The sequence below is a fragment of the Amycolatopsis sp. CFH S0740 genome (assembly GCF_004522315.1).
GTDB lineage: Bacteria > Actinomycetota > Actinomycetes > Mycobacteriales > Pseudonocardiaceae > Amycolatopsis > Amycolatopsis nivea.
The window spans coordinates 230,074-247,753 of the sequence record NZ_SDLS01000002.1; the positions used below are offsets into that span (position 1 = coordinate 230,074).

A 17,680-nucleotide genomic window follows, 5' to 3' on the forward strand; every position below is an offset into this window, starting at 1 on the left:
ATTACGAAGCGCGAAACCCGACGTCACGCATGGCATCCTGTCCCCCGACGTACCGCGCGGGCGAACGGGGCAGACGCATGGACCTTTCAGCCATCGCCGCCGACCTGGCCGCGCACTGGCACGTGTACGCGACCATGCCGTTCATCGCGGCGCTCATCGGCTACCTGACCAAACGCGTCGCGATCGAGATGATGTTCCGGCCGCTCGAGTTCCGCGGCATCCGGCCCTTCCTCGGCTGGCAGGGCGTCATCCCGGCCAACGCCCGGCGAATGGCCACCACTGCGGTCGACCTGCTCACCAAGAACCTCCTCGACCCGCGAGAGGTCTTCGCCCGGCTCGATCCGGAGGAAATGGTCGCGCAGCTGGAAGAACCGCTGCTGAAGGCGGTCGACGAGGTCACCCGCGAGGTGTTCGAGACCTACCAGCCGCGGTTGTGGGAAATGCTGCCCGCTCGCGCGCAGCAACTGCTGGTGGACCGCGTCCGCGCGCAGGCGCCCGTCGTCGTGAAGCGGCTGATGCGGGAAGTGGCGTCGAATGTGGACGAAGTGCTCGACGTCAACGACATGCTGATCAACGCCATGGTCCGGGACAAATCGCTCACCTGCCGGCTGATCCGCGAGGTCGCCGCGCCCGAGTTCAGGTTCATCGCGCGCAGCGGAATCGGCTTCGGATTCGTCATCGGGCTCGTCCAGCTCATCGCGTGGGCGCTCACGAAACAACCGGTGATCATGCCGATCTTCGGTTTCGTCACGGGCTTCGTCACGGACTGGCTCGCGCTCAAAATGATCTTCTACCCTCGCCAGCCGCGCCGGTTCTTGTTCTTCACCTGGCAGGGCATGTTCCAGAAACGTCGCGCGCAGGTCGCCGCGGACTACGGCGCGTTGATCGCGGAGGAAGTCCTCACCGCGGGGAACGTGCTGGAAGCCGTCCTCACCGGACCGCGTGCGGACAAGCTGTTCGCGCTTGTCACGCGGGAGGTCCAGCGGACCGTCGACGCGCAGGCGGGCCTGGCGAAACCGCTGGTCGCGCTGGCCGTCGGCGGGCGCGAGTACCAGCAGATGAAGCAGGCCGCGGCGGAGAAGGCCATCGCGTATCTGCCGGAGACCGTGAAGCACGTCGAGAGTTACGCGACCGACGCGCTCGACGTCCGCAACACCATCGTCGAGAAGATGCAGCAGCTGACGCCCCTGGAGTTCGAGGGCATTCTCCGGCCGGCGTTCAAACAGGACGAATGGAAACTGATCGCGGTCGGCGCGGTCATCGGCGGGCTCGTCGGCGAACTGCAGGTGCTGCTCTTGCTCCACTAGTGCGCGGGTTACCGTTCCGTAGGCAACACGGAGGGGACGCGCGTGCACACATTCGCCGAGCACTGGCCGGTGTACGTCTCCATGCCGTTCATCGCGGCGCTGATCGGCTACGTCACCAAGCGCGTCGCCATCGAGATGATGTTCCGGCCGCTCGAATTCGTCGGCCTGCGGCCCTTCCTCGGCTGGCAGGGCGTGCTGCCCGCGAACGCCGAGCGGATGGCGACGACCGCGACCGAAATGCTCACCACCAACCTCGTCGATCCAAAGGAGATCTTCGCCCGGCTCGACCCGGAGCAGGTCGCGAAGGAGATCGAACAGCCGCTGCTGCGCGTGGTCGAGGACGTCACCCGCGAGGTGATGGAGACCTACCAGCCGCGGCTGTGGGAAATGCTGCCGTCCGGCGCGCAGCAACTGCTGCTGAAACGCGTGCAGGCCGAGGCCCCGCGCGCGATCACGAAGATCATGCGCGAGATTTCCCAGAACATCGAGGACGTGCTCGACCTCAAGCACATGGTCGTCACGAACCTGGTGCGCGACAAGGCTTTGCTCAACCGGCTGATCCGCGACATCTCGCGGCCGGAAATGCGGTTCATCGCGCGCTCGGGCCTCTGGTTCGGGTTCATTCTCGGCTGCGTGCAGCTGCTGGTGTGGTCGCTGACGAAGTCGCCGATCGTGCTGCCGCTGTTCGGGCTCGGAATCGGCTGGCTGACCGACTGGCTCGCACTCAAAATGATCTTCCTGCCGCGCGAGCCGAAACGGTTCTTCGGCTTCTACAACTGGCAGGGCGTGTTCCAGAAGCGCCGCGACGAGGTGGCCGCCGATTACGGCGACATGATCGCGCGCGAGATCATCACCGTGCCGAATCTGCTGGAAGCCGTGCTGCGCGGGCCGAAATCGGACCGGCTGTTCTCGCTGATCAGCCGCGAGGTGCAGAAGACGATCGACGCGCAGGCGAGCGTCGTGAAGCCGTTCGTCGCGATCGCGGTCGGCACGAAGCGGTTCCAGGAAATGAAGCAGGTCGCCGCCGCGAAGGCCGCCGAGCGGGTGCCGGACACGATCCGGCACGCGGAGACGTACGCGATCAACGCGCTCGACGTCCGCAACACGATCGTGGACCGGATGCGCCGGCTCAGCCCGCTCGAGTTCGAGCAGCTGCTGCGGCCCGCGTTCCGGCAGGACGAATGGAAGCTGATCGCGGTCGGCGCGGTGATCGGCGGGCTCGTCGGCGAACTGCAGGCGTTGCTGCTCCTCGGTTAGCCCGCGCACGCGATACGGTTTCCTTCCGGAACGGGGGAGGGAGACCCGGTGAACGCGGTGCTGGACGACCTCGCGCGGCACTGGCCGGTGTACGTCTCGATGCCGTTCGTCGCCGCGCTGATCGGCTACGTCACCAAACGCGTCGCGATCGAGATGATGTTCCGTCCGCTCGAATTCGTCGGCATCCGGCCGTTCCTCGGCTGGCAGGGCGTGGTGCCGAAGCACGGCGGCCGGATGGCCGCGATCGCGACCGACCTGCTCACCGCGAACCTGCTCGACATCGAGGAGGTCTTCGCCCGCGTCGACCCGGTGATCGTCACCCGCGAACTCGAGCAGCCGCTGCTGCGGGCGGTCGACGGGATCGCCCGCGACGTGCTCGAACAGCATCATCCGCGGCTGTGGGAGGTCATGCCCACGCTCGCCCAGGAACTGCTGATCAAGCAGGTGCAGGCCAGCACGCCGCAGTTGGTGCGGGAGTTCCTCGACGAGGTCCGCGACAACCTGGACGAGGTCCTCGACGTCCGGCACATGACCGTCGAACGGCTCACCCGCGACCGGGCGCTGCTGGTCCGGCTGATCCGCGAGACGTCCCGGCCGGAGATGACGTTCATCGCGCGCGCCGGGATCGTCTTCGGCTTCGTGCTCGGCCTGGTCCAGGCCCTGGTGTGGGCGTTCACCCGGCAGCCGCTGGTGCTGCCGATCTTCGGCGGCGCGATCGGGCTGTTCACCGACTGGCTGGCGATCAAGATGATCTTCCTGCCGCGCGAGCCGGTGCGGCTGGGCCGGGTCATCCTGCAAGGCAAGTTCCAGCGACGGCGCGCCGAGGTCGCCCGGCAGTACGGCGAGCTGGTCGCAGGCGAGGTGCTGACCGTCCCGAATCTGCTCGACGCCCTGCTGCGCGGCCCGAAGTCGGACCGGCTCGTGGCGATGGTCGAACGCGCTGTCGGGCACGCGGTGGACGCGCAGGTCAGCGCCGCGAAACCGGTGGTCGCGCTCGCCGTCGGGGCGCAGCGGCTGCAGGAGATGAAGCACGCCGCGGCGCAGCGGGCGCTGGCCGAGATGCCGTTGACCGCGCGATACGCCGAGGGGTACCTGACCGAGGCGATGGACGTGGCGAAGATGGTGGAGCAGCGGATGCTCGCGCTGACGCCGCTGGAATTCGAGGGCTTGCTGCGGCCGGCGTTCCGGCAGGACGAGTGGAAGCTGATCGCGGTCGGCGGCGTGATCGGGTTCCTCGTCGGCGAGTTGCAAGTCCTCCTCATGCTCGGCTGACTTTTCGGCGGTTGTTCGCGCCGGGCTCACTCGAACTGGCTAACCTCAGTGACGTGTCCGAGCCACCGCAGCTGCCCGCAGTCCACGAGGCCTACCTGCCCCGCGAGCACGCGCTGCATCGCCCGCGGCACGGCAAACGGCAGCTGACCGCGCTGGTCAGCGCCCTGTTGTTCTTCGTGACGCCGACCCTGCTGTGGGTCGTCGGGGTCCGGCCGAGCGAGATCGAAAACCACAAGCTCGCCGGGTTCCCCAGCCTTGGCGAAGGCTTCAAGTTCTTCACCAACCTCCCCAAATGGGCGACCGACCAGCTGTCGTTCCGGGCCGGCGCGATCAACGCGGCGAACGGGATCAGCGAGGGCGTCTTCGGCGAGGCCGCTCCGCTCGACCAGGGTTCCGCGTCGAACTCCGGCCCGATCCCGGCCCCGCCGCTGCAGCAGCCGGGCGCGCCGAACACCGGCCCGTCGACGCCGAGCGGACCGGGTTCCAGCCAGGCCGGATACCGCAAGGTCGTGCAGGGCACCGACGGCTGGCTGTACTACGGCTACGACTCCGAAGCGAAGTGCACGCCGACCCAGGACATCGACACCACGATGAAGCGGATCGACGAACTGCGCGCGGCGGTCGAAGCGTCCGGGCGGAAGTTCGTGTTCGTGGTGACGCCGGACAAGACGACGATGGTGCCGCAGTTCCTGCCCGCGAGTTACCCGGGCAAGGAATGTTCGCAGGCCGCCTCGCCGAACGACTGGTATAAGATCACCACCGAAGGCCACTCGCTCGACCTGCGCCCGCAACTCGCCGCCGAAGCGGCCAGGGTCGGCCACCCGATCTACGCCCCCAACGACACGCACTGGCGCGACGAAGGCGGCCTCGTCCTCACGCGCGCACTCGCCGACACGATCAAGCCGGGCGCGACGAACAGCTGGCTGAGCGCCCCGGACGGCCAGTACGACGCGGTCGCGGACCTGCCGCTGCTGCTCGGCCAAACCGGCGTCAAGACGAACACCCGCTACAACCTGCGCCCGGACGGCGTCACCGACCGCGCGGGGGAATTCATCGGCAGCATCGACCAGCCGGTGCACCGCTCGGCCCCGCCGATCGTCGGCACGATCGACCAGCCGACGCTGGTTTACGGGGACTCGTTCAGCCTCGCGTCGTCGCGGTATCTGGAGGCGGCGTTCACGAACCTCACGTATTTGGCGTATTCGACGGACAAGACGCCGCAGTCGCAGGCGGTGGACCAGTTCGTGAACTCGCACGTGGTGGTGCTGCAGGCGGTGGAGCGGAATGTGGCTGGCGGGTTGGTGCCGTTTACGGATGAGGGCTTTATCGCGGCGGTGAAGACGGCGTTGGCTCAGCATCCGATCCGGTAGCGGACGGACTGGCTTGGCGGTGTGCCAGGAGTGCGGCTAGGTGCTGGTCGCTCCACTCGCGCATGGCGTCGATGACCGGCAAGAGGCTGCGGCCGAGTGCGGTCAGCTCGTAGGTGACGTGGGGCGGGTTGGCCTGGTGATCGGTGCGGGTGATGAGGCCGTCGCGGGCCATGTCGCGAAGGGTTTCGGTCAGGACTTTGGCGCTGCTGGCGCCCAGGGTTTGCTTCAGGTCGTTGAAGCGGCGTGGGCCGTCCAGCAGTGCGACGACGACCATTCCGGTCCACTTTCCGCCGACGTGGAAGGGGAAGGCGGCCATCGGGCACGCCGGGTCCATCCGAGCGTCGGCAGCCATCTCGCCAGCCTCCGGTTTCGTTGAAGTAACCAGTTTCCCGTGGATACCGTCCAGCTCATGGTGCCCGAACAGCGAAACAGCCCGCTCGTGGTTTTCGGCGCTGGCGGCCGAGCCGGGCTTGCCGTCGTCGCGGGCGATCTGACCGACTCGGACAGCGTCTCGAGCGTGGTGCCAGGCAAGGTCGCGGGACTGGTGAACGCGGTGACACCGTTTACTGCCCCGCCCGAATCGTTCGCCGACTTCGACCCCGATTACTACGTGCGCCTAGTCAGGAACCTCGCTCAGGTCGCGCGCGAATCCAGGGTGATCGAAATCGGACTCGCCGCGACTCTGCGCACCGCCAGCGGCCGAGTGTACGAAGACCCCACAGCCTTTCCCGCTTCCTTGCGTCCCTTCGCCGAAGCACGGATGAACGGCCTGGCCTCCTGGCAGGAAACTACAAAGGTGGATTGGCTAGTCATCACACCGCCGCCCGGGTTGTCGCTCGAAGCACCCGCGACCGGCGAGTACCGCCTTCGCGGAGACGTGCTCGATCCTCAAGCAGCGTCGATCCCGTTGTCCTACGCGGACCTCGCGACCGCTGTCCTCGATCAGGTCGAAAAGCCCACCGTCACTCGCCAGCAGGTGACCGTCTACGGCTAACCGACCGGAACCGGGGCCGCTTCCACTGGGCTAGTCCGCACTCCGCGTCGGCGGTCGCGGACCCACGCGATCACCCGGCATACCAGATAAATCAAGAACGAAATCGAAGTCACGAACGCACTCACCGGCAGCCCCGGAGCCAGCGACAAGACGATCCCGCCCAGTGCGGCGACCTCCGCGAACACCACCGACAGCACCGTGGCGCGCAAGGGGCTGGCCGTCACCCGGGCGGCGGCCGCGGCGGGGGTCACCATCAGGGCGACCACCAGGAGCGACCCGACCACCTGCACGCTCAGCGCCGTCGCGACACCGACAAGCAGGGAAAACAGCACCGTCAGCGTCTTGACCGGGACCCCGCGCGCCTCGGCCACCGAGCGGTCGACGCTGGCGAACAGGAGCGGGCGGTAGATCATCGCCAGCACCGCCAGCACCGCCGCGGCGGAGATCACCAATGCGGTCAGGTTCGTGCTGTCCACGGTGATGATCTGGCCGGTGAGAATGCCGAACTTGTTCGCTGACCGTCCTTTGTAGAACGACAGCAGCAGGACGCCCATGCCCAAGCCGAAGGACAGGATCACGCCGATCACCGAATCGCGGTCGGCGTCGCGGATTCCCAGGATTCCCAGCAACAGGGCGGCGGCGACGGCACCGGCCAGTGCGCCGTATTCCACTCCGACGCCCAGCAACAGGGCACCGGCCGCGCCGGTGAAGGCCAGTTCGGACGTTCCGTGCACCGCGAAGGACATGCGGCGCATCACGATCAGCGGGCCGAGCACCCCGGCGAGCAAGCCGAGCACCGCGGCCGCGATCAGGGCGATGCGGACGCTGTCCAGTTCCGAGATCAGCTCCCACGTCTTGGCGAAGTCGAACATGCCGTCCAAGGCTCAGCCCACTGCTTCCTGCTCGTGGTGATGCGGTTCGTCCTCGCACAGCGCGCTCTGCGCACCGGCGATGTGAATCTGCCCGCCGACGCGCAGCACCTCGATCTTCGTTCCGTACAGATCCGACAGCGTCTCCGAGGTCATCACCTCGTCCGGCTTGCCGATTCGGAACTGGCCGTTCACCAGGTACAGCACGCGGTCGACGAACTGCAGGACCGGGTTGATCTCGTGGGTCACGAACAGCACCGCGGACCCGGCCTCGCGCCGGCGCGCGTCGATCAGTTCGCTCACCGCGCGCTGGTGTGCCAGGTCGAGCGACAGCAGCGGTTCGTCGCACAACAGCACCGTCGGGTCGCCGACCAATGCCTGTGCCACCCGCAGTCGTTGCTGCTCGCCGCCGGACAAGCGGCCGACTGGCTGTTTCGCGTAGCGCGTGCCGCCGACGGATTCGATTACTGACGCCACGCGGCGTTTCCGTGCCCGCATTCCGGCTAGGCCTGGACCCCAGCGGTGCCCATCGAGTCCCAGCCCGACCAGGTCGACGCCGCGCAGCGTGAGCGAATCGTCGATCGCGCGCTGCTGCGGGATGTAGCCGACCTTGCGGTTCGCCCCTCCCGGACGCCCGCCCGCGATTTCCACCGTGCCCGCCGACAGCGACTGCATCCCCAGCAGCGCCTTGAGGAAGCTGCTCTTGCCGGAACCGTTCGGACCGAGGACGGCCAGGAATTCGCCCGGCTCGACATCGAGGTCCAAACCGGACCAGAGGGTGCGGTCGCCGAAGGCGAGCCCGGCCCCGCGCACGCGGACCGCGGGGCCGGCTTCCGGAAGCTGGACGGACATCAGCTGTTCAGAGCCCCCGACAGCGAGTCCACATCCTTGGTCATCCAGTCAATGTAGCCCGTGACGTTCGCCGGGAGCGTCTCGGATACGTCGACCACCGCGACCCCGGACGCCTTCGCGTCGGCGACCGCCTGCTTGGTCAGCGGGGTGACCGTCTGCACGTTGTTGACCAGCGCCTTCACCTGCTTCTCCTTGATCAGCTTGGTGAACTCGGAGACCGCCGCGGCGGGCACGTCGGTCTCGTTCTCGATCGCGTCGGAGAACGCCTTCGGAGTGGCGTCGGCGATGTGCGCGGTCTTCAGCAGGTAGTGCGCGACCGGTTCGGTGACGACGACCTTCGTGTCCGGGTGCGCGGTGCCCAGCGCGGACGCCTTCTTGATCAGGCCGTCGAGCTGGCCCTTGAAGGTCTTGGCGTTCTCGTCGAACTTCTGCTTCGACGCGGGCTGGATCTCGCCGAGCGCGGCCGCGACCTGGTCGGCGACCTTCGCGACGCCCGGCAGGTCGTACCAGACGTGCTCGTTCTCCTCGCCGGGCTTGGCGATGTCGTAGGCGACCAGTTTCTTCGCCGAGGCCGCCTCGCCGGACAGCTTGGTGAAGAACTCGTCGTACCCGCCGCCGTTCGCCAGCGTCAGCTGCGCCTTCTTGGCGGCGAGCGCGTCGTCGGCGGTCGATTCGTACGAGTGCGGGTCAGCGGATGGATCGTGAATGATCGACGTGACCTGCACTTTGTCGCCTCCGACGGCGGACACGACGCTGCCCCAGACATCGGTGGAGGCGACGACCTTCACCTGGTCGCCCGTGCCCCCTCCCGCCCCGGAACCGGACGAGGACGACGTGCTGGAGCACGCGCCGAGCGCGAACACAGCCAGAGCCGACGCGGCGGCGAGGACGCTCGTGGTGCGGCGGGAAGTCATCGGGCACTCCTGGGTCGAACTGCTAATGGAAACCGTTGTCAGATTCACTTTACCCCATCCGAACGGCGAGCCTCACTCCACCGGGTGGCCGCACGCGCTCTTGATCACCGAGCGGATCGAGACGCTCACCACAGGGGTGTCGCTTCTGGAAAACGATCTGAACCGTTACGGTTTGCGGATGGGCCGTCCTATTCGCACCCGGAGGCAGGCGACATTGGCGTCGCTCGCGGCGGAACTCGGGGTGTCCAGGACCACCGTGTCCAACGCCTACAACCGCCCGGATCAGCTCTCCCCCGAACTGCGCCGCAGGGTGCTCGAGACCGCGCGACGGCTCGGCTACCCCGGCCCGGACCCGGTCGCGCGCTCGCTGCGCACCCGCAAGGCGGGCGCGGTCGGGCTGCTGCTGACCGAGAACCTCTCCTACGCCTTCCGCGACCCGGCCGCCGTCGGCGTGCTCGAAGGACTCGCGCTGGCCTGCGAGGACGCGGGCGTCGGCCTGCATCTCGTGCCGGCCAGCCCCGGTCGCGAGGATCTCGCCGCGGTGCACCGCGCGGGCGTGGACGGGTTCGTCGTGTACTCCGTGCCGGACGACGACCCGCATCTCGCGGCCGTCCTGGAACGGCCCGTGCCGACGGTGATCATCGACCAGCCCCGGATCGAGGGCGTGGACCGCGTCGGTCCGGACGACGCGGCCGCCGTCACCCAGCTCGCCGACCATCTCGTGGCGCTGGGCCACCGGCAGATCGGCGTTCTCTGCATGCGGCTCGGCCGCGAGCGCAACGACGACTTCGTGACTTCCGAACGCCAGAGCGGCGCGCACTTCCACGTGCAACGCACCCGGCTGGAGGCGCTGGCGACGGCGTTTTCCTCGGCGGGCGTCGACTGGGCGACCGTCCCGGTGGTCGAGCGCTTCGACCACACGGTGGACGACGGCGCCTCTGCCGCACGTCAGCTCCTGGACGCGTATCCGCAGGTCACCGCACTGGTGTGCACGTCGGACATCCTCGCACTCGGCGCGCTGGCCGAGGCCGCGCGACGCGGGCTGCGAGTGCCGCTCGACCTCACGGTGACCGGCTTCGACGGCATCGCCGAGGCGGAACGCTCCGGCCTCACGACGGTGCATCAACCGGTGCTGGAGAAGGGCAAGGTGGCCGGACGGCTGCTGCTCAGCTCCGCCGAGCGGGTCGGGCCGAAGGTGATCACGCTGCCGACCGAACTGCGGGTCGGGAGGACGTCAGCGCCGCCGCGGACGGTCGAGGAGCCCTGGTTCGGCGGCTGAGCGGTTCACCCCAGCCTTTGCCGTGATTTCCGGCCCACCGCATTGTGTACGCGGGTCCGGGCCGGTTCCATAGTGGGAACCGCCCGCGCAGGCCGAAAGGTGCCCCATGACCTCCATCGACGTGCTGCTCAAGCGTAATCAGGAAATCGGGAACATCGTTCCCGGCGACCGGTCCTCCCCCAAGCCGTCGCTGCAGGTGTCGATCCTGACCTGCATGGACGCCCGGATCCGGGTGTTCGAGATCTTCGGCCTGCTGCAGGGCGAGGCGCACGTGCTGCGCAACGCGGGCGGGGTGGTCACCGACGACATGATCCGGTCGCTCGCGCTCAGCCAGCGCAAGCTCGGCACCCGCGAGGTGCTGATCGTCCAGCACACCGACTGCGGCCTCTCCACGGTCACCGAGGACGAGTTCAAGGACGAGCTGGAGACCGCGACCGGGCTGCGGCCGACCTGGGCGGTCGAGGCGTTCCGCAAGGTCGAGGACAGCGTGCGCACCTCGATGGAGCGCGCCCGGCGCAGCGACTTCCTCCTGCACAACGACAACGTGCGCGGATTCGTCTACGACGTGAAGGCCGGGAGCCTGACCGAGGTCAAGTAAGGGCCGTCGTATTCAATGGCGGGGTGGCAGTAGACACCGATGTTCTGATCGAGTGGTTCGCCGACGTCGGCCGGGACCTGCCCTGGCGGGAGCCGGACTGCTCGGCGTGGGGCGTGCTGGTCAGCGAAATCATGCTGCAGCAGACGCCGGTCTCGCGCGTCCAGCCGATCTGGCTGGAGTGGATGGCCCGCTGGCCGGTGCCCTCGGCGCTGGCCGCGGAGACCACCGGCGACGTCGTGCGCGCGTGGGGCAAGCTCGGCTACCCGCGTCGCGCGCTTCGGCTGCACGCCGCCGCCACCGTCATTGCCCAGGAGCACGGCGATGTCGTGCCGTCCGATGTAGACACGCTGCTCGCGTTGCCCGGCATCGGCGCGTACACGGCGCGCGCGGTAGCGGCGTTCGCGTACGGCAAGCGCGCGCCCGTGGTCGACACCAACGTCCGACGCGTCGTCGCGCGTGCCGTTCATGGCGCGGGCGACGCGGGCCCGGCGTCGAATACTCGCGACATGGCGGACGTCGAGGCGTTGCTTCCCGCCGAGGACGCGCCTGCGGCGAAGCTGTCCGCGGCGTTGATGGAGCTGGGCGCGCTGATCTGCACCGCTCGGTCGCCGAAGTGCGCGGACTGCCCGATCTTCGCCGAATGCAAGTGGCAGCACAACGGCCGTCCCGAGTACGCCGGTCCCGCCAAGCCGGTGCAGAAGTTCGCCGGCACCGACCGACAGGTGCGCGGGCTGCTGCTGGACGTCCTGCGCGGTGCCGAGGGGCCGGTCGAGAAGGCTCGGCTGGACCTCGTGTGGCACGAATCGGGCCAGCGCGACCGGTGCCTGGATTCGCTGCTCGTGGACGGTCTGCTGGAGCAAACCCGCGACGGGCTGTTCGCGCTTCCCGGGGAACACTGACGCACTACGACGAAAGTCGGCAAAAAGTTGTCACCCCCCGGGCGCCGGGTTAGCTTTCCCCCGTCGCACTTCCGGGCTGAGGAGTTCCGCATGGGGGAAGCATCGCGTCGTGCCGTCTTGAAGGGCGGCCTCACCGTCACTGCCGTGGGTGCGCTGGGCTTCGCCACGGCGAAATCCGCGGCGGCGGTCACCGCTCCGGTCATCCATTCGACAGCCGAGTGGAACGCCCGGCCCGCGTCGGGCGCGATCGTGGTGGAGAACCACAAGCCGACGTACATCGTGGTGCACCACACCGTCGATCCGGGCAACAACACCGACTACTCGCTGGCGCACGCGCTGCAGATCTCGCGGGACATCCAGAACTTTCACATGGACACCCGCGGCTGGATCGACACCGGCCAGCAGTTCACGAACAGCCGCGGCGGCTTCGTCACCGAGGGGCGGCACCGCAGCCTCGAAATCCTGCGCGGCGGGACGCAGCACGTACAGGGCGCGAACGTCGCGAACCACAACAGCGAATGCCTCGGCATCGAGAACGAGGGCCTCTACAGCACGGTCGACGTGCCGGTCGCGCTCTGGGATTCGCTCGTGCAGCTGATCGCCTACATCGCGCACCAATACGGCATCACGCCCGAGTTCATCAAGGGCCACCGCGACTTCAACTCGACCGAGTGCTGCGGCCAGGTGCTCTACGACCGGCTCCCGGAGCTGCGCAAAGCAGTCGGCCAGCAGCTCGGTCTGTCCGTCGCGCGCCTTGACGCACCGGAGTGGCCGCTGCTCAAACCGGGTGACACCGGGCCGCGGGTGATGACCGCGCAACGGTTCCTGCGCGCCGCCGGGTTCGCCGTGCCCACCGACGGCGTGTTCGGCAAGGCGACCGCGGCCGCCGTGTCCGCGCTGGCCGCTGACCACGGGCTTTCCCGCGACAGCTGCACCGCGGCTCGCGCCAGCGACGAGTCCGCCTACCTGGGCGCGGACGTCTGGCCGCTGATCGTGCCGGCAGACCGCTCGACCGCCGCGTGGCGCACCGAGCTGGCCCGCTGACCGGGGACGCCTCACGTGTGCCAGCGAGGGCGGCACGCGTGGGGCGTCACAGGCCGGACAGGAACGCCTCCACCGCGCCGCGATAGGTCTCCGGAGCCTCGGCGTGCGGCAAATGCGCCGAACCGGGCACGACCAGGTGCTTCGCGCCCGGTACTCGTGCCGCCACCTCGGCTTGCTGGCCAAGTGGCATCGCGGTGCGCTCGCCCTCGACCAGCAGCAGCGGGCAGCGGATACCGTCCACAATGGACCAATAGTCCCGGCGGCCCCATTCGGCGGCGATCTCGTACAGGTTCTCCAGGTCGGCGATCAGGTGATACCCGTCGTCGCGTTCCTCGACGCATTCGGTGAAGTAGTCGCCCGCGGCTCCGAAGAACTCGCGCACGTGGGCCAGCGATTCGAACGGCACCGGCCAGCTCTCGAAGTAGCCCCGCCAGGTCTCGACGGTGCGTCCGCGCTGGTCCGGGGCGAAATCCTCGCTGACCACCGCGCGCACCAGCTCCGGGTGCTTCGCCGCGGCGGCCCACGCGTGCAGCCCGCCCATCGAATGCCCGATCAGCACGGACGGACCAACGTCGGCCAGCACGTCCGCGACGTCCTCGGCGAACTGCTCGGTGGTCCACGGACCGGTGTGCGGCGCGCGACCGTGCCCGCGGGCGTCGAGGGCGCGCACGCGGCCGTACCGCTTGAGCCATTGCGCGACCGGCCACCACGTGCGGCCGCGGCCCATCAGCCCGTGCAACAGCAAGATCGACACGCCAGGGCGTTCGTCGCCGCCGAAGTCGATCAGGCCTGGTCGCATTAATCCTCCCGGGTTTTCCCGGCTACCTCATCACAAATCTGCCCCTAGGGTGAAGGAATGCGCAGCCGTCAGCCCGCCGTCCTCGCCCTCTTCGGCGTGCTTGTGCTGTCCGCGTGCAGCCCTGCCGAACCCGCCGCTCCACTGCCGCCGATGCATCCCGCACCCGGCGCGAACAGCGCGGGCGACCCGTATTTTCCCGACGACGGCAACGGCGGGTACGACGCTCTCGACTACCACGTCGACGTCAGCTACGACCCGCCGAGCGGCCGCCTCGACGGCGACACGACGGTCGCCGCGAAAGCCACCCAAGACCTCAGCCGCTTCGACTTCGACCTGCGCGGACTGGACGTCGCCTCGGTGGAGATCGACGGGAAACCGGCGAAGTACAGCCGGGAGAAGAACAAACTGGTCGTGACTCCGGCCGAACCGCTGCGGTCGGGCTCGACGTTTCGGACGCGCGTGCGCTATTCGGGTGTTCCGGCGAAAACCCCGCACGACGGCGGATCGGAGAACGGCTGGGCCCGCTCCGAGGACGGCGGCGCGTACCTGGTCGGCGAGCCGCATTCGGCATCGTTCTGGTATCCGGTCAACGAAACCCCGCGCGACAAGGCGACCTTCACGCTGACCGCGCACGTGCCCACCGGCTGGACGGTGCTGTCCAACGGCCGGGAAAAGGGCACCAGCGCCAAGGACGGCAAAACCACCACGACGTGGGCCGATCCGAATCCGGTGGCCAGCTATCTGACCACGATCGCGATCGACAAATTCACCGTCCAGCGGTCCACGCTCCCGGACGGCACGCCGATCGTCTCCGGCTACGCCCCCGGCGCCGAGGCCCGCGAGGCCACCGGCGACCGGCTGCCGGAGGTGATCTCGTTCCTGGAGAGCAAGTTCGGCAAATACCCGCAGAGCGCGGCCGGCGGGATCTACCTCGACGAGGACATCCATTTCTCCCTGGAAACGCAAACCCGTCCCACTTATGCGAAATGGGCGGAAATCCTGACCCTGGTGCACGAGAACGCGCACCAGTGGTTCGGCGATTCGGTGTCGCTCAACTCGTGGGCGGACATCTGCCTGAACGAATGCTTCGCGTCGTACGCGCAGTGGATGTGGGGCGAACGCGAGGGCCAGAACCTGGACGACCGCTACCGCGCGGCCGTCGAGATCACCAAGGGCAGCACGGACTTCTGGGGCCAGAAGCTCGTCGACATGGGGCCGGAGCACCTGTTCGAAGGCGCGTACGACAAGGGCATCCTCGCGGTGCACGCGCTGCGCCGGGAACTGGGCGAGCCGGGATTCGAGAAGGTGCTGCACGAGTGGGTGGGCGAGCACCGCAACAGCAACGCTACGTGGGCGGATTTCGAGAAGCTCGTGTCGAAGGTCGCCGGACGCGACTTGAGCGGGTTTCTCAACGATTGGTTCCACGGGTCGAAACTGCCGTCGGACGCCGATCTCTATCCGGGCGGGTTGCGGCCCTGACTGCCGAGCAACGACCTGGTCAGATTGCTGCGGGAGTCGCGACCGTGCCGACCAGCCCCAGCTGGACGACGTCCGCCGCCTCGTCCGGGCCGACCGCGACCGTCGCGTAGTCCACCGCGCCCAGCTCGTAGTGGCCGTGCTGTTTGGCCGTGACCAGCACGCCGACCAGGGCCGAACCAGCCGGTGGCTGCTTGACCCCAACGCGGGATCGCTCGCCGACGAAGTCGGTGCCATAAACTCGAGCCATGGCAGTGGTCAAGATCAACGCAATCGAGGTCCCCGAAGGCACCGGCCCGGAGTTGGAGAAGCGGTTCGCCGCTCGGCTGCACTCCGTCGACAACCAGGAGGGCTTCCTCGGCTTCGAGCTGCTTCGCCCGGTCGCGGGCGAGACGCGCTACTTCGTCTACACGAAGTGGGAAACCGAGGAGCACTACCAGGCCTGGGCGGGCGGTCCGGCGCGCGAGGCGCACGCGGGCGAGCGCAAGAACCCGGTGTCGACCGGTGCGAACCTGCTGGAGTTCGAGGTCGTGCAGGCATCGAAGCCGGGTGAGTGACGAACTCGCCCGCGCCGCCGAGCTGATCTCGGGTGCCGGCGCGCTGCTCGTGTGCGCCGGCGCCGGGATGGGTGTCGACTCCGGTCTGCCCGATTTCCGTGGCGGGGAAGGGTTTTGGCGGGCTTATCCGCCGTACGCCGGGCTTGGGCTGCGGTTCGAGGAGCTGGCCGACCCGCAGCATTTCGCTTCGGACCCGGAGCTGGCCTGGGGTTTCTACGGGCACCGGCTCGACCTGTACCGGAGCACGGTGCCGCACCGCGGGTTCGGTCTGCTGCTCGAATGCGGGCTCGCGAAACCTGGCGGCGTCCGGGTCTTCACGTCCAATGTGGACGGACAGTTCCAGGCGGCGGGCTTCCCGCACGTCGCCGAGGCGCACGGGTCGATCCACCATCTGCAGTGCCTGGCCGGGTGTTCGCGGGAGATCTGGTCGGCCGCGGACGTCGCGGTCGATCTGGACGAGGCGACCATGCGCGCCCGGCCGCCCTTGCCGTCGTGTCCGCGTTGCGGCAGCCTCGCCCGGCCCAACATCCTGATGTTCGGGGATTTCGACTGGGTTCCGGACCGCAGTCAGGAACAGCTCGACGAACTGGCGGCGTGGCGGCGCGCGCACCGTGACGCGGTGGTGGTCGAAATCGGTGCCGGACAAGCGGTTCCGACCGTGCGCCGGTATTCCGAACTCGCCAGCGCGGCCACGGGTGCGCTGATCCGGATCAATCCGCGCGAACCGCAGATCCGCCACGGGCGCGGGATTTCGATCCCCGCCGGCGCGCTGGAGACGCTGGTCAAGCTCGTTTGAGCTCCAGCAACGGGAACGGACGACCGTCCGGATCCGTTTCCTGCCTGCCGACTACCTCGAACCCGTGGTGCAGATAGAAACCGACCGCCTGCGGGTTCTGCTCGTTCACGTCCAGCGTGAGGCCCGGGAAACGGTCCAACGCCGCCCGCAGCAATGCCGACCCGACCCCGCGACCGCGGAAATCGTCGTGCACGAACAGCATTTCCAGCTTTCCCTCGGCGATCCCGGAGAAACCGGCCGCGATTCCGTCGACCTCCGCCACGGTCAACTCCACTTCCGGGAAGTAGACCGGGACACGCGTGGCGTAGTACTCGACGTCCGACGGCGCCAGGAAATGGTGCGTTGCCTCGACGGCACTGCGCCAGATCTCCAGCAGCCGCGGGTATTCGGCTTCCCCGCTGCTCGGCCGCAAGGTCGTCATGGCAGTTGCACCTCCGCGTAAACCGCCCGGTGATCGCTTCCGGGCACATCGAACACTTGGTAATCCCGGATCGCGACCCGGCGGTCCACCAGCACGTGATCCAGCGGCACGAGCGGGACCGCCGACGTCGACCAGGTCGGGATCAGGCCGTCGCCGCGCGCCTCCGCCGCGTCGACGTATCCGCGGGACAGCACCGTTCGCAGTGCGGCGTGGTCGAGGGTGGCGTTGAAATCGCCTGCCACGACACGCAGGCCGTGCTCGCCGATGGCGCGCGACAGGTCCCGCATCTGCTGCTCCCACTGGTAATACCCGGAATCCGGCGAACGCGGATGCGCCGCCACGATCTCCAACGTCGTTCCGCCGCCGAGATCCGCCGCCGCGCCGGGCTGATTCTGAACCGAATCACCAGTGTAATCCTGCTCGGCAAGCGGATATCGCGAAACGATGCCCGAACCGTCCACACCGGACGCCGGATGGAGCACGCGGTACGGCAGCGTCTGGAAGAGCCCGGCCTTCTCCAGTCCGGACATCGCGGCGGGCGTCATTTCCACCAGGTTCAGCACGTCGACCCGCTGCTCCCGGACCAGCCGCACGAGCGCCGCGGGATCGGCCTGGCCGAGGTAGAGGTTGGCCGCCAGCACGCGCACTGTCTTCCCCTGCGCCGCGGGCTGGTCGTCGGACATCACCCGCGGCGCGACGAACACCGCCAGCAGCGCGGACAACGCCAGCGCGACGCCGCCGACCCACCAGCGCCGCAGCACCAGCGCGAGCGCGGCGAGCAGCACGCCGTAGATGACGACGTACGGGGTCAGCGCCAGCAGCGCGGTCAGGTACCAGCTGCTGCCGTCCCAGCCGATCGTGCGCAGCAAGGCCACTGTGACCAGGGGCAGTCCGACCAGCACGAGCAGGCCCGTGACCAGCCGGGTTCGCGTCCGCGCCTCCATCACCATGATCCAGAGTATGCCGGGCAGGCGCT

Annotated in this window: 20 protein-coding genes; 12 read left to right on the forward strand and 8 right to left on the reverse strand. The window is 68.4% G+C overall.

Annotated features, from left to right (window positions below; genetic code table 11):
- Positions 1 to 77: 77 nt before the first annotated feature.
- From EIZ45_RS04335 to EIZ45_RS04350, 4 genes are all read left to right on the forward strand, one after another.
- Positions 78 to 1,307, forward strand: a complete 1,230-nt coding sequence (locus tag EIZ45_RS04335) for a DUF445 family protein (RefSeq protein WP_134661968.1) — start codon at positions 78 to 80, stop codon at positions 1,305 to 1,307.
- 81 nt (positions 1,308 to 1,388) lie between these two features.
- Complete coding sequence (locus tag EIZ45_RS04340; protein WP_051171477.1) at positions 1,389 to 2,564, forward strand: DUF445 domain-containing protein; 1,176 nt, start codon at positions 1,389 to 1,391, stop codon at positions 2,562 to 2,564.
- Between the two features lie 48 nt (positions 2,565 to 2,612).
- Positions 2,613 to 3,836, forward strand: a complete 1,224-nt coding sequence (locus tag EIZ45_RS04345) for a DUF445 domain-containing protein (protein WP_134661969.1) — start codon at positions 2,613 to 2,615, stop codon at positions 3,834 to 3,836.
- Between the two features lie 53 nt (positions 3,837 to 3,889).
- The gene (locus EIZ45_RS04350; RefSeq protein WP_037808193.1) at positions 3,890 to 5,206 is read left to right on the forward strand and encodes a hypothetical protein; all 1,317 of its coding nucleotides are present in this window, start codon (positions 3,890 to 3,892) and stop codon (positions 5,204 to 5,206) included.
- Here the strand turns inward: EIZ45_RS04350 and EIZ45_RS04355 are convergent.
- On the reverse strand, positions 5,160 to 5,558 hold the full coding sequence (locus tag EIZ45_RS04355; RefSeq protein WP_134661970.1) for a helix-turn-helix domain-containing protein: 399 nt from the start codon (positions 5,556 to 5,558) through the stop codon (positions 5,160 to 5,162). The two genes, EIZ45_RS04350 and EIZ45_RS04355, sit on opposite strands and share 47 nt — an antisense overlap.
- A 57-nt stretch (positions 5,559 to 5,615) precedes the next feature.
- Here EIZ45_RS04355 and EIZ45_RS04360 point away from each other — a divergent pair, with 57 nt between their 5' ends.
- Entirely contained in the window at positions 5,616 to 6,200 is a 585-nt protein-coding gene (locus EIZ45_RS04360) for an NAD(P)-dependent oxidoreductase (RefSeq protein ID WP_134661971.1), read from the forward strand.
- Here the strand turns inward: EIZ45_RS04360 and EIZ45_RS04365 are convergent.
- From EIZ45_RS04365 to EIZ45_RS04375, 3 genes are read right to left on the reverse strand one after another with little or no spacing between them, the layout of a single operon-like run.
- Positions 6,197 to 7,081, reverse strand: coding sequence for a metal ABC transporter permease (locus EIZ45_RS04365; protein ID WP_037808196.1), 885 nt, complete (start codon positions 7,079 to 7,081; stop codon positions 6,197 to 6,199). The two genes, EIZ45_RS04360 and EIZ45_RS04365, sit on opposite strands and share 4 nt — an antisense overlap.
- A gap of 3 nt (positions 7,082 to 7,084) precedes the next feature.
- Positions 7,085 to 7,921, reverse strand: a complete 837-nt coding sequence (locus EIZ45_RS04370) for a metal ABC transporter ATP-binding protein (protein ID WP_037808198.1) — start codon at positions 7,919 to 7,921, stop codon at positions 7,085 to 7,087.
- On the reverse strand, positions 7,921 to 8,835 hold the full coding sequence (locus tag EIZ45_RS04375) for a metal ABC transporter solute-binding protein, Zn/Mn family (protein WP_134661972.1): 915 nt from the start codon (positions 8,833 to 8,835) through the stop codon (positions 7,921 to 7,923). The genes EIZ45_RS04370 and EIZ45_RS04375 overlap by 1 nt, the downstream gene beginning before the upstream one ends.
- A gap of 178 nt (positions 8,836 to 9,013) precedes the next feature.
- Between EIZ45_RS04375 and EIZ45_RS04380 the strand changes: the two genes are divergently transcribed.
- The 4 genes from EIZ45_RS04380 (at position 9,014) to EIZ45_RS04395 (ending at position 12,655) form a co-directional block, all read left to right on the forward strand.
- Positions 9,014 to 10,114 carry a LacI family DNA-binding transcriptional regulator gene (locus tag EIZ45_RS04380; protein ID WP_037809317.1) on the forward strand — a complete coding sequence of 367 codons (1,101 nt, stop codon included), beginning with the start codon at positions 9,014 to 9,016 and terminating at the stop codon, positions 10,112 to 10,114.
- Positions 10,115 to 10,220: 106 nt separating this feature from the next.
- Positions 10,221 to 10,712 carry a carbonic anhydrase gene (locus EIZ45_RS04385; RefSeq protein ID WP_037808204.1) on the forward strand — a complete coding sequence of 164 codons (492 nt, stop codon included), beginning with the start codon at positions 10,221 to 10,223 and terminating at the stop codon, positions 10,710 to 10,712.
- A gap of 23 nt (positions 10,713 to 10,735) precedes the next feature.
- The gene (locus EIZ45_RS04390; RefSeq protein ID WP_134661973.1) at positions 10,736 to 11,611 is read left to right on the forward strand and encodes an A/G-specific adenine glycosylase; all 876 of its coding nucleotides are present in this window, start codon (positions 10,736 to 10,738) and stop codon (positions 11,609 to 11,611) included.
- A gap of 90 nt (positions 11,612 to 11,701) precedes the next feature.
- A complete protein-coding gene (locus EIZ45_RS04395) occupies positions 11,702 to 12,655 on the forward strand; it encodes a peptidoglycan recognition family protein (protein ID WP_134661974.1) in 954 nt (317 codons plus the stop codon).
- Between the two features lie 46 nt (positions 12,656 to 12,701).
- Here the strand turns inward: EIZ45_RS04395 and EIZ45_RS04400 are convergent, their stop codons facing one another.
- Complete coding sequence (locus EIZ45_RS04400) at positions 12,702 to 13,454, reverse strand: alpha/beta fold hydrolase (protein WP_205669810.1); 753 nt, start codon at positions 13,452 to 13,454, stop codon at positions 12,702 to 12,704.
- A gap of 57 nt (positions 13,455 to 13,511) precedes the next feature.
- Between EIZ45_RS04400 and EIZ45_RS04405 the strand changes: the two genes are divergently transcribed.
- Positions 13,512 to 14,933, forward strand: a complete 1,422-nt coding sequence (locus tag EIZ45_RS04405; RefSeq protein WP_134661975.1) for a M1 family metallopeptidase — start codon at positions 13,512 to 13,514, stop codon at positions 14,931 to 14,933.
- Positions 14,934 to 14,952: 19 nt separating this feature from the next.
- Here EIZ45_RS04405 and EIZ45_RS04410 read toward each other — a convergent pair whose 3' ends face one another.
- The gene (locus EIZ45_RS04410; RefSeq protein ID WP_134661976.1) at positions 14,953 to 15,180 is read right to left on the reverse strand and encodes a hypothetical protein; all 228 of its coding nucleotides are present in this window, start codon (positions 15,178 to 15,180) and stop codon (positions 14,953 to 14,955) included.
- On the opposite strand from EIZ45_RS04410, the gene EIZ45_RS04415 reads away from it, so the two are divergent.
- On the forward strand, positions 15,179 to 15,487 hold the full coding sequence (locus EIZ45_RS04415; protein ID WP_134661977.1) for an antibiotic biosynthesis monooxygenase: 309 nt from the start codon (positions 15,179 to 15,181) through the stop codon (positions 15,485 to 15,487). The two genes, EIZ45_RS04410 and EIZ45_RS04415, sit on opposite strands and share 2 nt — an antisense overlap.
- Positions 15,480 to 16,283 carry a Sir2 family NAD-dependent protein deacetylase gene (locus EIZ45_RS04420; protein WP_134661978.1) on the forward strand — a complete coding sequence of 268 codons (804 nt, stop codon included), beginning with the start codon at positions 15,480 to 15,482 and terminating at the stop codon, positions 16,281 to 16,283. Before EIZ45_RS04415 ends, EIZ45_RS04420 begins: the two co-directional genes overlap by 8 nt.
- On the opposite strand, the gene EIZ45_RS04425 is transcribed toward EIZ45_RS04420, so the two are convergent.
- Positions 16,270 to 16,704, reverse strand: a complete 435-nt coding sequence (locus EIZ45_RS04425) for an acetyltransferase (protein ID WP_037808217.1) — start codon at positions 16,702 to 16,704, stop codon at positions 16,270 to 16,272. The genes EIZ45_RS04420 and EIZ45_RS04425 overlap by 14 nt on opposite strands.
- The gene (locus tag EIZ45_RS04430; protein ID WP_134661979.1) at positions 16,701 to 17,654 is read right to left on the reverse strand and encodes an endonuclease/exonuclease/phosphatase family protein; all 954 of its coding nucleotides are present in this window, start codon (positions 17,652 to 17,654) and stop codon (positions 16,701 to 16,703) included. Before EIZ45_RS04430 ends, EIZ45_RS04425 begins: the two co-directional genes overlap by 4 nt.
- Between the last annotated feature and the right edge of the window lie 26 nt (positions 17,655 to 17,680).